The organism is Pseudomonas sp. MH9.2, from assembly GCF_034353875.1.
In the GTDB taxonomy this organism is placed as follows: Bacteria; Pseudomonadota; Gammaproteobacteria; order Pseudomonadales; family Pseudomonadaceae; genus Aquipseudomonas.
Genome location: NZ_CP133784.1, coordinates 2,737,264 through 2,752,374 on the forward strand (window position 1 = coordinate 2,737,264; position 15,111 = coordinate 2,752,374).

A 15,111-nucleotide genomic window follows, 5' to 3' on the forward strand; every position below is an offset into this window, starting at 1 on the left:
AAGGTCCGCAGCCGCAGACAAGCACGCTCAAGACGACTATGCCGAGCAGTCTCGAAAAAGAAATTTTAGTTGAGCGTAAAAGAGGTAGGGGTGTATCGCGGTGCGCGGGCGCGCACCGAAAGGACTGAATTCAAGCGTGGGTATCGATCAGCGTGCCAAGCACTTCATCGGAAGCCTTGGCAACCTTGACCCCGAGATCTGCCTGGATCTTGCCCATAGACAATTCCACCGCACTGGAGGCCAGGTCGGTTTGCCGGCTGCGATCAACCGAATGCAGGCGGTCAGCCTGGTAGTTGGACGACTGGTTATTCGCGGAGGTTTCGACCCCGTTTTGGGCGATCTGGCTGGCCGCTTGATCGACACGCGCCTGCCCGCCCTGAATGCTGCTCAGGCCCGAGTAGAAAGCAGTGTTTCCGGAGATTTCCATACGACGGTCCCTCAGTTCATAAAGCGAACCCGGTCATTGAAGCAGACTGAAACCTAAAAGGCCCGACAAAAAGACTAATAGCAATTGGCCGCACGATAGTCAAAGTACTTTTGACGCAGCACTGTCGCGCAGCAAACCCGGTCAATTGTAGGCGCTGCCGAAGGCTGCGATAGACGGCGTGAGCCCCTCAGGTCGCCCCTTAATCCAGCAACTCCAGATGAAGAAATTCCGCCACGGCCTCAGCCGTCGGTTTTTTCAGCCGAGGCACGCGTCCCAGGCACGGCGCTGGCAAGCGTTCGGCCAGGGTGGCGAGGTTTTCTTCCAGGCGAGCCGTCTTGCCATCGATAATGTTGGCGACCCAGCCCGCCAGCTGCAGGCCGTCCCGGGCGATGGCTTCGGCGGTCAACAGTGCGTGGTTGATGCAACCCAGACGCACCCCGACTACCAAAATCACGGGCAATTGCAGTGCCTTTGCGAGATCGGACAGATTACTCTGGTCGGCGAGCGGCACGCGCCAGCCCCCAGCCCCTTCAATCAGGGTGAAGTCTGCACCCTTGCTCAATAGATAGCGCATGGGTTCCAGCAGAGATTGTACGGTCAATGCCACGCCCGCTTCGCGCGCCGCCAAATGGGGAGCGATGGCCGGCTCGAATGCCACCGGGTTCACCTCTTCATAGGTCAGCGCCACTGAGCACTCCGCCAGCAGTGCCTGTGCATCGGCGTTGCGCAGGCCCTCGGGGCTAACAACGCAATCCGACGCTACCGGTTTGCCCGCTGCCGTGCTCAACCCTGATTGGCGGGCGGCATACAGCAGCCCGGCGGCAATAGTGGTTTTACCGATGTCAGTGTCGGTACCCGCGATGAAGTATGAACTGTTCATCTCAGTGCCTTACGTTCAAGGTTTTTCCAACACCGCGTAGACCACTTGGTAAGTGGCCGGCAGCCCTTCACTCTGGCGAAAATGCTCATACGCGTCGATCAATCCCAGTATGCGCGCGCGTCCGGTCAAACCACCGGGTCGGCCAGGGTTGAGGTTGTGCGCGCCGAGGGCTTTCAGCTCATGAGTCAGGCTGCGCACGTCCGGGTAATGCAGGACATGGGGCTGCACTTCGAGGCTTCGCACCCGCAAGCCACTGGCCGCGCACAGCTGTTGATAGTCGTCGAGCGGGCGGAAATGGTTAACGTGCACCAGGCCGTCCACCGCCTGCCAGCTTTCGCGCAGCTCATATAAGGTGCCGACACACAGGCTAGCAAACGCCAACACGCCCCCCGGTTGCAGCACACGCCGCGCTTCGCTGAGCACCGCAGCAAAGTCCGCGCACCACTGCACCGCAAGGCTGGAAAAAATCAGCCCACAGCTTTGATCCACCAACGGCAGGCGCTCGGCATCACCGGCGACAAAGTGCTGCGCCCCGCCCGATGGACGCGCATGACGCAACATGCCTTCGGCGATATCCAGCGCGAGGCCTTCGCTCTGGGTGAAATGTTCAGCCAGCGCGCGACTGAAATAACCAGTGCCGCTGCCCAGGTCCAGCCAGCGCGATGGGTTCAGCGGAGGCGGCAAGCGTGCGAGCAGTTCGCTGCCCACGGCGCGCTGCAATTCGGCGACGCTGTCGTAGCTGGCCGCTGCACGGGAAAAGGACGCGGCAACCTGACGCTTGTCGGGCAAGGCACCGGACAGGGTGGTGTTTGGTTGTTTGAAACAGGATAAATCAGTCATCACCCGACTCATGCAAAAAGGCCTGAATTGCCGCAGCCACTCCGCGGGGATTTTCCAAGATGAACGCATGACTGGCCTCTTCGATCAGGCCAACCTCGACATCAGGCAGCAGGGTCAGCACATCACTGGCAGCCTCTGCCGGTACCAGCGCATCAAGGCCCGCGAACAGGTGCAGTTGCGGACCACGATAGGCCTGTAAGGCAAGCCGGGTATCGAGCTGCCCCAGCAACTTCAAGCCATTGAGCAGCACGTCAGCCGGGGTGTGGGGTGCACCGGCATACAGCAGGCGCGCCAGACCGCGCGGGTCTTCGGCACCTTGCACGCACAACAGGCTGAAGCGCTTGAGCGTGCCCAAGGGATCGGCGCTGCACCCTGCAAGAAACGCATCGAAGTCCTCGGGCGGCATCGCGCTGGGCCAGGCGTCACGCGATACAAAACAGGTGTTGCTGGCAAACGTCAGCAAACCACAGCAACGATCGCCGCGGCGCGCAGCCAGTTCCGCTGCCAGCATGCCACCGAGCGACCAGCCGCCAAGCCATGCGTTATCCGGCAACGTGGCGTCCAGTTCATCGAGCAGCTCACTCAGCTCGACGTTTCCGAAAGCGGACACGTCGAACTCGGGTAGCGGCTCTACTTCAACCCGCAAATGTTCGTCCAGACCGCGTAAAGCAGCAGCCAACGGCTCCAGCGGCGAGATCCCGAGACCCCAGCCCGATAGCAAAACAAGACGATCACGCATGGCCTGCTTCCACCGATTCGCATGTGTCGAGCAGCGGGTAACACTGCGCCAATGCACTTAACAATAGCTGCACTTGCGCCTGGCTGTGAGCCGCGGACAAGGTCACGCGCAAACGCGCACTGCCGGCGGGCACGGTAGGCGGGCGAATCGCGGTCACCAGCAGGCCGCGCTCACGCAGCATCTGCGACAGGCGCAAGGCGCAGCCACTGTCGCCAATCAGGATCGGCTGGATCGGGGTGAAGCTGTCCATCAGTTGCAGGCCGATCTGCTCGGCACCGCTACGGAACTGCTGAATCAAACGCGTCAGATGCTCCCGACGCCAATGCTCAGTGCGCAACAGCTCAAGGCTTTTCAGCGTGGCGCAGGCCAGCGCAGGCGGTTGGCTGGTGGTGTAAATGTAGGGCCGGGCGAACTGGATCAGGGTTTCGATCAAATCGTCACTGCCCGCGACAAATGCCCCGGCCGTGCCGAACGCTTTGCCGAGCGTGCCGACCAATACCGGCACGTCCTCCAGGCTCAAGCCGAAGTGCTCGACGATCCCCGCCCCGGTGGCGCCCAACGGGCCAAACCCATGGGCGTCGTCAACCATCAACCAGGCGCCTTTGGCCTTCGCCGCTTGCGCCAACGCTGGCAGATCGGCCAGGTCGCCGTCCATGCTGAACACGCCATCAGTGACCACCAGCGTATTACCGCTGGCTTTCTCCAGGCGCGCGGCAAGGCTGCTCCCGTCGTTGTGCAGGTAACGTGAAAACCGCGCACCGCTGAGTAAGCCGGCATCGAGCAAAGAGGCGTGGTTAAGGCGATCTTCCAACACCGTATCGCCCTGCCCGATCAGCGCCGTCACGGCACCCAGGTTGGCCATGTAGCCATTGGAAAACAGCAAGGCACGAGGACGACCGGTCAGGTCGGCAAGGGCTTCTTCGAGTTCATGGTGCGGGCTGCTGTGGCCGATCACCAAATGCGAAGCACCACCGCCCACGCCCCAGCGTTCAGCACCTGCTCGCCAGGCGGCAACCACATCAGGGTGATTGGCCAGGCCCAGATAATCGTTGCTGCAAAAGGCCAACAAGGGCTGACCATCGACCACCACTTCAGGGCCTTGTGGGCTTTGTAACAGAGGGCGGTGGCGATACAACTGTTCAGCGCGACGAGCAGCCAGACGCGTGCGGAGATCGAAAGACATGCAGGCTCCGACGTTTAATGGGGAGAATCAGGCCGAGCCAGCGAAACCGGCTCGGCGACGTTGATCAGACCGACGCGGCGTCGTAGAACAGCTCGCTGCTTTTTTGCTCGACCAGCGCTTGCTCGATGGCCGCCTGATGCACTTCGTCCGCGTGCCCTTCGCGCGCTTCAGGAAGGATGCCCAGACGCGAGAACAGCTGCATGTCCTTGTCCGCCTGAGGGTTGGCGGTGGTCAGCAATTTGTCGCCGTAGAAAATCGAGTTGGCACCCGCGAAGAAGGCCAGGGCCTGCATCTGCTCGTTCATCGCTTCGCGGCCAGCGGACAAGCGCACGTGAGACTGAGGCATGAGGATGCGCGCCACGGCCAGCATCCGGATGAAATCGAACGGGTCGATGTCATCGGCGTTTTCCAGCGGCGTGCCAGCAACTTTGACCAGCATATTGATGGGCACCGATTCTGGATGCTCAGGCAGGTTAGCCAACTGAATCAGCAGCCCTGCACGGTCGTCCAGGGTCTCGCCCATGCCGAGAATGCCACCGGAGCAGATTTTCATCCCGGACTCACGCACATAGGCCAGCGTCTCCAGACGCTCGCCGTAGGTACGGGTGGTGATGATGCTGCCGTAGAACTCCGGCGAGGTGTCCAGGTTGTGGTTGTAGTAATCCAGACCGGCGGTGGCCAGCGCTTGGGTTTGATCTTGGTCGAGACGCCCCAGGGTCATGCAGGTTTCCAGGCCCATGGCTTTCACGCCTTTGACCATCTCCAGCACGTACGGCATGTCTTTAGCCGATGGATGCTTCCAGGCCGCGCCCATGCAGAAGCGCGTCGAGCCGATGGCCTTGGCGCGTGCGGCCTCTTCCAGGACTTTCTGCACTTCCATCAATTTTTCTTTTTCCAGCCCGGTGTTGTAGTGGCCGGACTGCGGACAGTATTTGCAATCTTCCGGGCAGGCGCCCGTCTTGATCGAGAGCAGGGTCGATACCTGCACGCGGTTGGCATCGAAATGAGCGCGGTGCACGGTCTGCGCCTGAAACAACAGGTCATTGAAAGGCTGTACGAACAGCGCTTTGACCTCGGCTAAAGTCCAGTCGTGACGCAGAGTGGCGGTGATGCTGGCGCTCATTGGGCGGCTCCTCGTTTGTTCTTTGGCTATTGCCTGTGCGGCGGGTCAAAACCGAAAGCCCACAGGCGCAACACGGATGTTCGGCATATTTAAGGAAGAGCCATGCGCTGTCAACCACCGAGCACGTTTCAGGTTTACATCTGGTTAAAAAGTAAACAATCGTGTTTGCTGTGCGACGAAACCACAGACGCGATTTTCCCCATCTGCACCGGCTGTGAAACCGATCTACCCTGGCTCGGCGATCAATGCGAGCGCTGCGCCCTGCCCATGCCGATGGCTGGCCTGACATGCGGCCAATGCCTGCGGCACCCGCCGGCCTTCAGTGAAGTGGTGGTGCCCTGGCGTTATGACTTCCCCATCGACAGCCTGGTCACACGGTTCAAGCATCAGGGTAAATGGCCCATGGGTCGCTTGCTCGCTGAATTGCTTGGGCAATCGCTGCACTATCGCTTCGCCGAAGGCCTGCCACGCCCGGATTGCCTGCTGCCAGTGCCGTTGGCCAGCAAGCGCCTGCGCCAGCGCGGCTACAACCAAGCCGCGATGCTGGCCCGCTGGCTCGGTGCTCAAGTAGACATTCCGATGGACGAGCGCCTGTTGCTCCGGGTACTGGAAACGCCGGCTCAGCAAGGACTCGACGCTAAAGCCCGCAAACAAAATCTGCGCAAGGCCTTTGCATTGGCTGACAGCGCTCAGATAAAGGACCGTCATTTCGCGGTGGTCGATGACGTACTGACCACCGGCGCTACCGCCAATGCCCTTGCCCGGCTATTGATGGATGCCGGCGCCTGCAGGGTCGATGTCTATTGCCTGGCGCGCACGCCCAAGCCTGAGGATTGAGTGGACATACCTCATGCAAGCGCGTGGGACGACGCCATGAATTGCCTTACACTCCAAGCCTCACACTAAAGTCCGCCACCATGCCCCTGCCCCTCCTCCTGACCCAACACATGGTCCGCCGCCCGCAGCGTATTGCCCTGCTGCAGCACATCGCCGAGCAAGGTTCGATCACCCGCGCAGCGAAAAGCGCCGGCATGAGTTACAAGGCGGCGTGGGACGCCATTGACGAGCTGAACAACCTCGCGAAAGAACCCTTGGTTGTGCGCAACGTCGGCGGACGTGGCGGTGGCGGCGCGCAGTTGTCGGTAGAGGGCCTGCGCGTGCTGCGTCTCTATCAGCGCTTGCAGGCGTTGCAGTCTCAGGTACTGGAAGCGACTGAGGAAACCGCTGATCTGGATTTGCTCAGCCGTTTGATGCTGCGCACCAGCGCGCGCAATCAACTGCACGGTCGCATCGAAACCATCACTCGCCAGGGCCATAACGACCGGGTGCGCCTGCAACTGGCTGACGACCTGTTCATCGATGCGCAAATCACCCATGAAAGCACCCTGAGGCTCGAACTGAAGATTGGCACCGACGTCGTGGCACTGATCAAGGCCGGATGGCTGGAGCTGCTCGGCGACGGACAGCCCGTAACATCCGGCCACAATTGCTTGACGGGAAAGATTGAAGACATTCTCGACGCAGAAGACGGGCCCAGTGAGGTTCGTATCTCATTGCCCAGCGGACAGACACTTTGCTCTTTGGCCGAGCCCACGCAGCTCTCCGCACTGCGACTGGAAAAAGGCGCCTCAGTTCGCGCGCAGTTCGCACCGTCCTGCGTGCTGCTGGGTACGCCGTTGTAACGACCGCTGAACCTCGAAACCGACACATAAACGTCATGTGGGCTTACTAAGGTGACTGCCAAACCAAGCAGGGAGCCCGTCATGAGCCTATTAGAAGACAACCAGCCCACCGACCTTGAACAGCTGATAGGTCTGAGTCGACGTCGCTTCATCGGTGCGGGCGCCCTGTGCGGTGCGGCGATGTTTCTGGGCGGCAACCTGCTGAGCCGCAGCGCATTGGCCACCAGCGTCAGCGCAGCATCGAGCACGCTCCTCGGCTTCGCCAGTATCCCCGCCTCCACCCAGGACAGCATCAGCCTGCCGCCCGGTTATAAAGCTTCGGTCCTGATCAGTTGGGGCCAGCCACTGCACACCGATGGCCCCGCGTTCGACCCCAGCGGCAAAGGCAGCGCCAAGGCGCAAGAAGCCCAGTTCGGCGACAACAACGATGGCATGAGTCTGTTTCCGTTTCCCGGCAAGGAAAACGATCACCGCGCGTTGATGGCGATCAACAATGAATACACTCACTATCGCTACCTGTTCGATCACGGCCAAGACCCACAATCCGCCGACGACGTGCACAAGGCCCTGGCCAGTGAAGGCGTGTCGGTCATCGAAGTGCGGCGCGAGGGCGAGCAATGGCGATTCGTTCAGGGTTCGCCTTATAACCGGCGTATTCACGGTAATTCGCCGATCCGCCTGAGCGGCCCCGCAGCGGGTCATGCCTGGCTGAAAACGGCGGCTGACAGCAGCGGCGAACACGTGCTTGGCACTTTCCAGAACTGCGCCAACGGTAAAACACCCTGGGGCACGTACCTGACCTGTGAAGAAAACTTCACCGATTGTTTCGGCAGCAGCAATCCCGAACAGGTGTTCGACGCCGGGCTCAAACGCTACGGTGTCGTGGCCGCCAGCAAAGACATCAACTGGCACCCACACGACCCTCGCTTCGACCTGGCAAAGACCCCCAACGAGATCAACCGGCATGGCTGGGTGGTCGAGATAGACCCGTTCGATCCGGCATCGACGCCGATCAAACGCACCGCGCTGGGCCGTTTCAAGCATGAAAACGCCGCACTAACCGAAACCAGGGATGGCCGCGCGGTGGTGTACATGGGCGACGATGAGCGTGGCGAGTTCATTTACAAGTTCATCAGCCGCGACAGGATCGATCACCAGAACCCCAAAGCCAATCGCGACCTGCTCGACCACGGCACCTTGTATGCGGCGCGCTTCGATGGCGGCGACAGCAACCCCGATCACCCTAGAGGACAGGGTCAGTGGATCGAACTGACTCATGGCAAGAATGGCATCGATACGGCCAGTGGTTTCGCCAACCAGGCTGAAGTACTCATCCATGCGCGCCTGGCAGCCAGCGTGGTGAACGCCACGCGCATGGACCGTCCGGAGTGGATCGTGGTCAGCCCAAAGGATGGCCAGGTGTATTGCACGCTGACCAATAACGCAAAACGCGGCGATGACGGCCAGCCAGTCGGAGGTCCAAATCCGCGGGCAAAAAATCAGTATGGGCAAATCCTGCGCTGGCATGAAAGCGCTGGCAATCCGGCCGCTATGACGTTCGCCTGGGACTTGTTCCTGATCGCTGGCAACCCGAGCGTCCACGCCGGTACACCGAAAGGCGGCTCAAGTAACATCACCCCGGCAAACATGTTCAACAGCCCGGATGGGCTTGGGTTCGATGACGCCGGGCGGTTGTGGATTCTGACCGATGGCGATGTGAGCAACACCGGAGACTTTGCCGGCATGGGCAACAACCAAATGCTGTGCGCCGACCCGGACAGCGGCGAGATCCGCCGTTTCATGGTCGGCCCGGTGGGCTGCGAAGTCACCGGCATCAGCTTCGCCCCGGACCAGCGAGCCTTGTTCGTCGGTATCCAGCATCCCGGTGAAAACGGCGGTTCGACCTTCCCGGAACACCTGCCCAACGGCAAACCGCGCTCCTCGGTGATGGTCATCACACGGGACGACGGAGGGATCGTCGGTGCCTGAATCGCGGGCAAGCGCGCCCCTGCACCATCGCCGTCGCCGCAAACCATCCGCGTTGCGCTACCATGACTGGCCCGACGCGGCAGCCTGCTGCGCGCAGGAGTAAGCATGGCACACCCGTTTGCAACACTCACGCCCGATCTGGTACTCGACGCTGTCGAAAGCATTGGTTTTCTCAGCGACGCCCGCATTCTGGCGCTGAACAGTTATGAGAACCGCGTCTATCAAGTCGGCATCGAAGACGGCCAGCCGCTGATCGCCAAGTTCTATCGACCACACCGCTGGACCAACGAAGCCATCCTCGAAGAACACAGCTTTACCTTCGAACTGGCAGCGGTGGATATTCCCGTGGTGGCGCCGATGGTGCACAACGGCAAAACCCTGCACGAACATGCCGGCTTCCGTTTCACCTTGTTTCCGCGCCGTGGCGGGCGGGCGCCGGAGCCGGGCAACCTGGATCAACTGTATCGCCTGGGCCAACTGCTCGGCCGTATCCATGCCGTGGGTGCAACCAAGCCCTTCGAGCACCGCGAAGCTTTGGGCGTGAAGAATTTCGGCCACGATTCGCTGACGTATCTGCTGGAAAACAACTGCGTCCCGCGCAGCCTGCTGCCGGCTTATGAGTCCGTCGCCCGCGACCTGCTCAAGCGCGTCGAAGACGTGTACGCCGCCACGCCACACACCAACATCCGCATGCACGGCGATTGCCACCCTGGCAACATGATGTGTCGCGATGAGATGTTCCACATCGTCGACCTCGATGACTGCCGCATGGGTCCAGCGGCGCAGGACATCTGGATGATGCTGGCCGGGGATCGCCAGGAGCGCCTGAGCCAACTCTCGGAACTGATGGACGGCTACGGCGAATTCCATGACTTCAACCCCCGTGAACTGGCGTTGATCGAGCCGTTGCGTGCGCTGCGTCTGATGCACTACAGCGCATGGCTGGCGCGGCGCTGGGACGATCCGGCCTTCCCGCACAGCTTCCCTTGGTTTGGCACCGAACGTTATTGGGGTGACCAGATCCTCGCTTTGCGCGAACAAATGTCGGCGCTCAATGAAGAGCCGTTGAAGCTGTTCTGACTCGCCGGACCTTTAACCTGAAGAACGGGTACCACACCCTCCAAGTGGCGCCCGGTGACGGCAGACACCCTAATAATTAGCTGCCTAAGGAACATGCATGCAAGTCGCCAACCCGCGTCGCGGGTATATTCTGGGCCTTATCGCCTACATCACCTGGGGACTGTTTCCGCTTTATTTCAAAGCCATCGCGGCCGTCCCCTCCATTGAAATCATTGTTCACCGCGTGCTCTGGTCCGCGCTGTGCGGCTCGCTGTTGCTGCTGGTCTGGAAGCACCCTGGGTGGTGGCGTGAGTTGCGCGACAACCCTCGCCGTCTGGCGATTCTGGCGCTCAGCGGTTCCCTGATCGCGGCCAACTGGCTGACGTATGTGTGGGCGGTGAATAACGGACGCATGGTTGAAGCCAGCCTCGGTTATTACATCAATCCGCTGGTGAACGTGTTGCTCGGCATGTTGCTCTTGGGCGAACGTCTGCGGCCCCTGCAATGGCTGGCCGTCGGCTTGGCCGCCGTCGGGGTCGCGCAGCAGGTCTGGCAGGTCGGCAGTCTGCCGTGGGTGTCGTTGGTGCTGGCACTGACCTTCGGTTTCTACGGACTGATCCGCAAAAAAGCGCCCGTGGCGGCATTGCCGGGCCTGGTGGTGGAAACCTGGTTACTGGTCCCTCTGGCGATTGGCTGGTTGTTGCTCAATCCAATGGCGGTCAGCGCTCAAGCCAGTTTCTGGACGACCTCTCAGGCCTGGTGGCTGGCGGCCGCAGGACCGATCACGGTCATGCCGCTGATCTGCTTCAACGCAGCGGCGCGTCATTTGCCGTACACCACGCTGGGCTTCCTGCAATACATCGCGCCCACTCTGGTCCTGTCGCTGGCGGTTCTGGTGTATGGCGAGCACTTGGCGGCCAGTACGCTGCTGACGTTTGCGTTTATCTGGGCTGGACTGGCGGTGTACAGCGTTGATATATGGCTGCGTTCACGCCGCTGAAACTGATCGAAAAACGTACAAATCCCTGCACGCCACGACAGCCGTGGCTTGCAGCGATCTCTCCAGAGGTTATCCACAGCCTCATTCAACTTATTTGTGCACAAGCCATTGAAACTGTTGGTTTTTTGATCAGTTCCAGCAAAGCCTTGATGGCTATGGGCCGCAGCGCTGTCTCCCCAGGTTATCCACAGGCAGGTGCACGTATAACTTGGATAACCTTTTTTGCCCTCTGTGCGTCAAACCTCTGCTCGAAGCACCAACTCGACCATCAAATCATCCGCCAGATTCTCCAGACGTTTCTGCAGCACATCCAGGGACAAGGTCAGCGGCACAGCCAGAATTGCCTCGGCGTGAAACAGCGGCTCGCTGCTCATCGGTGCCGGCCTGACATCGGTTATCAATCGTTCGAGGTTAACGCCCTGTTCAGCGAGCAAGCGCGTGATGTCACGCACGATGCCGGGGCGATCATTGCCAACCAACTCCATCGCGATCGGCTTCCAGGTGCAGGACTGCTCTATTCCACCTTGTGCAATCAATACCTGAATGCCGTGCGCCGACAGGCCCTGTAAGGCAACCACCAGCTCATCGTAGCCTTCTGCAGACACAGCCACTCTTAATATTCCGGCAAATTGCCCGGCCATCCGAGACATACGGCTTTCCAGCCAGTTGCCGCCATGCTCGGCGATACATTGGGCGATCCGCTCAACCTGGCCTGGCTGATCAGGCGCAAAAACAGTGAGTACGAGATGATCCACGGTCGGTTCCTCTTATTCTGCATGGGCCCAGGCCCCGATAAATCAGGGTTTTCAGAGCTGTCGGACAAGTATAGGCAACGCCTGCGGATGCGCTTTGGTCATCAAGGGATCATCGGTTTATTTAAAGGGCAGATCGTGTGCCGGTTTTAGAATCACCTGGAACAATCCTGAGGCTTTTTTAGAATATTCTGTCCCTCGGAGTGACCCGCACAAGACTACGGGTCGTTCAATGACGTATTTAGTCTGATTTTCACAACCGCAACTCATCATGTAGTATGCCGCAGCGAGCACTACATAACATTGGATTGATGTCTGCCAAGGCGCGTTTACAAACCCGTAGTTCCTTGCTGCACACGGTTGTGCGAGCAGCATGGGTCGAGCCCAGCCGCCAGCGATGGCATGTTCTGGCGCACGGGGTTTGATGAGCACGCCAAGGACTTTATTAGAAAGCTGAATAGCTGAGCAGAGTGAGGCAAGCAATGACTGAACACGTTCAAGTCGGTGGCCTGCAGGTCGCCCAAGTCCTGTTCGACTTCGTGAATAACGAAGCCATCCCTGGAACCGGCCTCGACGCCGCGAAGTTCTGGGTCGGTGCAGAGAAAATCATCAATGAACTCGCGCCGAAGAACAAAGCCCTACTCGCCAAGCGTGATGACTTCCAGGCGCAGATCGATGCCTGGCACCAGTCCCGCAAGGGCGTTGCGCACGACGCTGCGGCTTATAAAGCCTTCCTGCAAGAAATAGGTTATCTGCTGCCAGAAGCGGCGGACTTCCAGTTGACGACGCAAAACGTCGACGATGAAATTGCCCGCATGGCCGGCCCGCAACTCGTTGTGCCGGTAATGAACGCACGCTTTGCCCTCAACGCCTCGAATGCGCGTTGGGGTTCGCTGTACGACGCTTTGTACGGCACCGATGCCATCAGCGAAGCGGACGGTGCGGAAAAAGGCAAAGGCTACAACAAGGTCCGTGGCGACAAGGTCATTGCCTTCGCTCGTGCCTTCCTCGACGAAGCCGCGCCCCTGGCTGCTGGCTCGCACGTCGACTCAACCGGCTATAAAATCGTTGACGGCAAACTGGTCATCGCTCTCAAGGGCGGCAGCAACAGCGGCCTCAAAGACGACGCGCAACTGATCGGCTATCGCGGTCAGGCTGAGGCACCGACCGCCATCTTGCTCAAGCACAACGGTCTGCATTTCGAAATTCAGATCGACGCCACCAGCCCTGTCGGCCAAACCGACGCAGCCGGCGTCAAAGACGTGCTGATGGAAGCCGCGCTGACCACCATCATGGACTGCGAAGACTCGATCGCCGCCGTCGACGCTGATGACAAAGTGGTGGTGTACCGCAACTGGCTGGGCCTGATGAAAGGTGATCTGGCCGAACAGGTGTCCAAGGGCGGCGAGACATTCACCCGTACCATGAACCCCGACCGCACCTACACTGCACCGAATGGCGGCGAAGTGAGCCTGCACGGTCGTTCGCTGTTGTTCGTGCGGAACGTGGGTCACCTGATGACCATCGACGCCATTCTTGATAAAGACGGCAACGAAGTTCCGGAAGGTATTCTTGACGGTCTGATGACCAGCCTTGCTGCGATCCACAGCCTCAACGGCAAAAGCACGCTGAAAAACAGCCGCACCGGTTCGGTCTATATCGTCAAACCGAAAATGCACGGCCCCGAAGAAGCGGCGTTCACCAACGAGCTGTTCGGGCGCATCGAAGGCGTCCTGAACCTGCCACGCAACACGCTCAAAGTCGGGATCATGGACGAAGAGCGTCGGACCACGGTCAACCTCAAGGCCTGTATCAAGGCTGCCAGTGAGCGCGTGGTGTTCATCAACACCGGCTTCCTCGACCGCACCGGCGACGAAATCCACACCTCCATGGAAGCAGGCCCAGTCGTGCGTAAAGCACAGATGAAAGCCGAGAAATGGATTGCTGCCTACGAAAACTGGAACGTCGATATCGGTTTGAGCTGCGGCCTGCAAGGTCGTGCGCAAATCGGTAAAGGCATGTGGGCCATGCCTGACCTGATGGCGGCGATGCTCGAACAGAAAATCGCTCACCCTCTGGCCGGCGCCAACACCGCTTGGGTACCTTCGCCGACCGCTGCTGCGCTGCATGCGCTGCATTACCACAAGGTTGACGTGTTTGCCCGCCAGGCCGAACTGGCCAAACGCGGTCGCGCCTCGATAGATGACATCCTGACCATCCCGTTGGCGCCAAACACCAACTGGACGGCCGATGAGATCCAGAACGAACTGGACAACAACGCCCAAGGCATCCTTGGTTATGTCGTGCGCTGGATCGATCAAGGCGTCGGTTGCTCGAAAGTGCCGGACATCAACGACATCGGCCTGATGGAAGACCGTGCCACGCTGCGTATCTCCAGCCAACACATCGCCAACTGGTTGCGCCATGGCGTCGTCAGCGAAGCGCAGGTGCTGGAAACCCTCAAGCGTATGGCACCCGTGGTCGACCGGCAGAATGCCAACGACCCGCTGTATCGCCCGCTGGCCCCGGATTTCGATAGCAATATCGCGTTCCAGGCCGCAGTAGAGCTGGTGATCGAAGGGACTAAACAGCCCAACGGTTACACCGAGCCGGTGTTGCATCGCCGTCGTCGTGAGTTCAAGGCAAAAAACGGGCTGTAAGCTGCAAAATGCGGTGTGTCTGACACACCGCATTCGCTTCCCACAGGGAATCGCGATTTTCTGTGGGAGCGAATTCACTCGCGAATAGCTGTACTCGCTCTACCTGATACCCCTCTCACTCCATCCTCAACTCACGCTTGACCAACGCCAGCAACTGCTTGGTATTGATCGGCTTGAGCAAAAAATCCACCACACTCAAGTGCATCGCCGCGATGGCGTCTTTCACGTTGGCGTCGCCGGAAACAATGATGATCGGCAGCGCCGCACGCTCGGACTCACGCACCTGACGAATCAAGTCCAGCCCACTGCACGGCGCCATCTTCAGATCGGTGATCAACAAACCGATGGATTCACGGGTGTTCAGCAGGTTCAACGCCATATTGCCACTGGCCGCTGTGAGACACCTGATGCCATTGAGGCTGAGAATCTCGGCCAATACCTCACGCGCGTCTTTATTATCATCGACGATCAGCACCCGCTGTTGCGCAGGCTCATCAGGCGCTTGCATCACCTGATTGAGGGCCTCGCGCTCTTCATCGCTCAAAATATCGAGGTCAGGCATACACTCTCATTCCTATCCAAAGCCCTGCTCAGACAGCGGATTGCCCTGATTTCGCGGTACGTCTCGTCGGCTTTTTACGTCCATGCTCACCTGCGAAACACACGATAACCACTGCGCCAATTTATGCGAACCCCGTTGGATTAAGTTAAGCATTTTTCAGCGATCCTAGACTTACGTCCAATGGGCACTGCCCTGCAAGCGGCCGACCATGAACC

The 15,111-nt window shown here is 59.7% G+C and carries 14 protein-coding genes; 6 read left to right on the forward strand and 8 right to left on the reverse strand.

The genetic code is table 11. The features are described 5' to 3' along the window. Positions 1–130 precede the first annotated feature (130 nt). The 6 genes from RHM55_RS12885 to bioB all read right to left on the reverse strand — a co-directional run bounded on the left by RHM55_RS12885 (position 131) and on the right by bioB (position 5,192). A complete protein-coding gene (locus RHM55_RS12885) occupies positions 131–427 on the reverse strand; it encodes a pyrroloquinoline quinone biosynthesis protein PqqE (RefSeq protein ID WP_322182589.1) in 297 nt (98 codons plus the stop codon). A gap of 199 nt (positions 428–626) precedes the next feature. Beyond that, positions 627–1,307, reverse strand: a complete 681-nt coding sequence (gene bioD, locus RHM55_RS12890) for a dethiobiotin synthase (RefSeq protein ID WP_322182591.1) — start codon at positions 1,305–1,307, stop codon at positions 627–629. 15 nt (positions 1,308–1,322) lie between these two features. Next, the gene (bioC, locus tag RHM55_RS12895; protein ID WP_322182593.1) at positions 1,323–2,147 is read right to left on the reverse strand and encodes a malonyl-ACP O-methyltransferase BioC; all 825 of its coding nucleotides are present in this window, start codon (positions 2,145–2,147) and stop codon (positions 1,323–1,325) included. Continuing rightward, positions 2,140–2,886, reverse strand: a complete 747-nt coding sequence (locus tag RHM55_RS12900; RefSeq protein ID WP_322182595.1) for an alpha/beta fold hydrolase — start codon at positions 2,884–2,886, stop codon at positions 2,140–2,142. The genes bioC and RHM55_RS12900 overlap by 8 nt, the downstream gene beginning before the upstream one ends. Further along, on the reverse strand, positions 2,879–4,069 hold the full coding sequence (bioF, locus tag RHM55_RS12905; RefSeq protein WP_322182597.1) for an 8-amino-7-oxononanoate synthase: 1,191 nt from the start codon (positions 4,067–4,069) through the stop codon (positions 2,879–2,881). Before bioF ends, RHM55_RS12900 begins: the two co-directional genes overlap by 8 nt. A 64-nt stretch (positions 4,070–4,133) precedes the next feature. Then, entirely contained in the window at positions 4,134–5,192 is a 1,059-nt protein-coding gene (gene bioB, locus RHM55_RS12910) for a biotin synthase BioB (RefSeq protein ID WP_219064559.1), read from the reverse strand. Between the two features lie 102 nt (positions 5,193–5,294). Between bioB and RHM55_RS12915 the strand changes: the two genes are divergently transcribed. The 5 genes from RHM55_RS12915 (at position 5,295) to rarD (ending at position 10,922) form a co-directional block, all read left to right on the forward strand. Continuing rightward, positions 5,295–6,029 carry a ComF family protein gene (locus RHM55_RS12915; RefSeq protein WP_322182599.1) on the forward strand — a complete coding sequence of 245 codons (735 nt, stop codon included), beginning with the start codon at positions 5,295–5,297 and terminating at the stop codon, positions 6,027–6,029. A gap of 80 nt (positions 6,030–6,109) precedes the next feature. After that, a complete protein-coding gene (locus RHM55_RS12920) occupies positions 6,110–6,874 on the forward strand; it encodes a TOBE domain-containing protein (RefSeq protein ID WP_322182601.1) in 765 nt (254 codons plus the stop codon). An 81-nt stretch (positions 6,875–6,955) separates the two neighbouring features. Then, complete coding sequence (locus RHM55_RS12925) at positions 6,956–8,863, forward strand: PhoX family phosphatase (protein ID WP_322182603.1); 1,908 nt, start codon at positions 6,956–6,958, stop codon at positions 8,861–8,863. A 105-nt stretch (positions 8,864–8,968) separates the two neighbouring features. Next, positions 8,969–9,943, forward strand: a complete 975-nt coding sequence (locus RHM55_RS12930) for a serine/threonine protein kinase (protein ID WP_322182605.1) — start codon at positions 8,969–8,971, stop codon at positions 9,941–9,943. A gap of 97 nt (positions 9,944–10,040) precedes the next feature. Beyond that, the gene (gene rarD, locus RHM55_RS12935; protein WP_322182607.1) at positions 10,041–10,922 is read left to right on the forward strand and encodes an EamA family transporter RarD; all 882 of its coding nucleotides are present in this window, start codon (positions 10,041–10,043) and stop codon (positions 10,920–10,922) included. Between the two features lie 236 nt (positions 10,923–11,158). On the opposite strand, the gene RHM55_RS12940 is transcribed toward rarD, so the two are convergent. Further along, positions 11,159–11,677 (reverse strand): glycine cleavage system protein R, encoded by a 519-nt coding sequence (locus RHM55_RS12940; protein WP_322182609.1) that lies wholly within the window; start codon positions 11,675–11,677, stop codon positions 11,159–11,161. Between the two features lie 479 nt (positions 11,678–12,156). Here RHM55_RS12940 and RHM55_RS12945 point away from each other — a divergent pair, with 479 nt between their 5' ends. Then, positions 12,157–14,334, forward strand: a complete 2,178-nt coding sequence (locus tag RHM55_RS12945; RefSeq protein ID WP_322182611.1) for a malate synthase G — start codon at positions 12,157–12,159, stop codon at positions 14,332–14,334. 115 nt (positions 14,335–14,449) lie between these two features. Here the strand turns inward: RHM55_RS12945 and RHM55_RS12950 are convergent, their stop codons facing one another. Next, positions 14,450–14,896, reverse strand: coding sequence for a response regulator (locus RHM55_RS12950; protein WP_322182613.1), 447 nt, complete (start codon positions 14,894–14,896; stop codon positions 14,450–14,452). Positions 14,897–15,111: the final 215 nt, after the last annotated feature.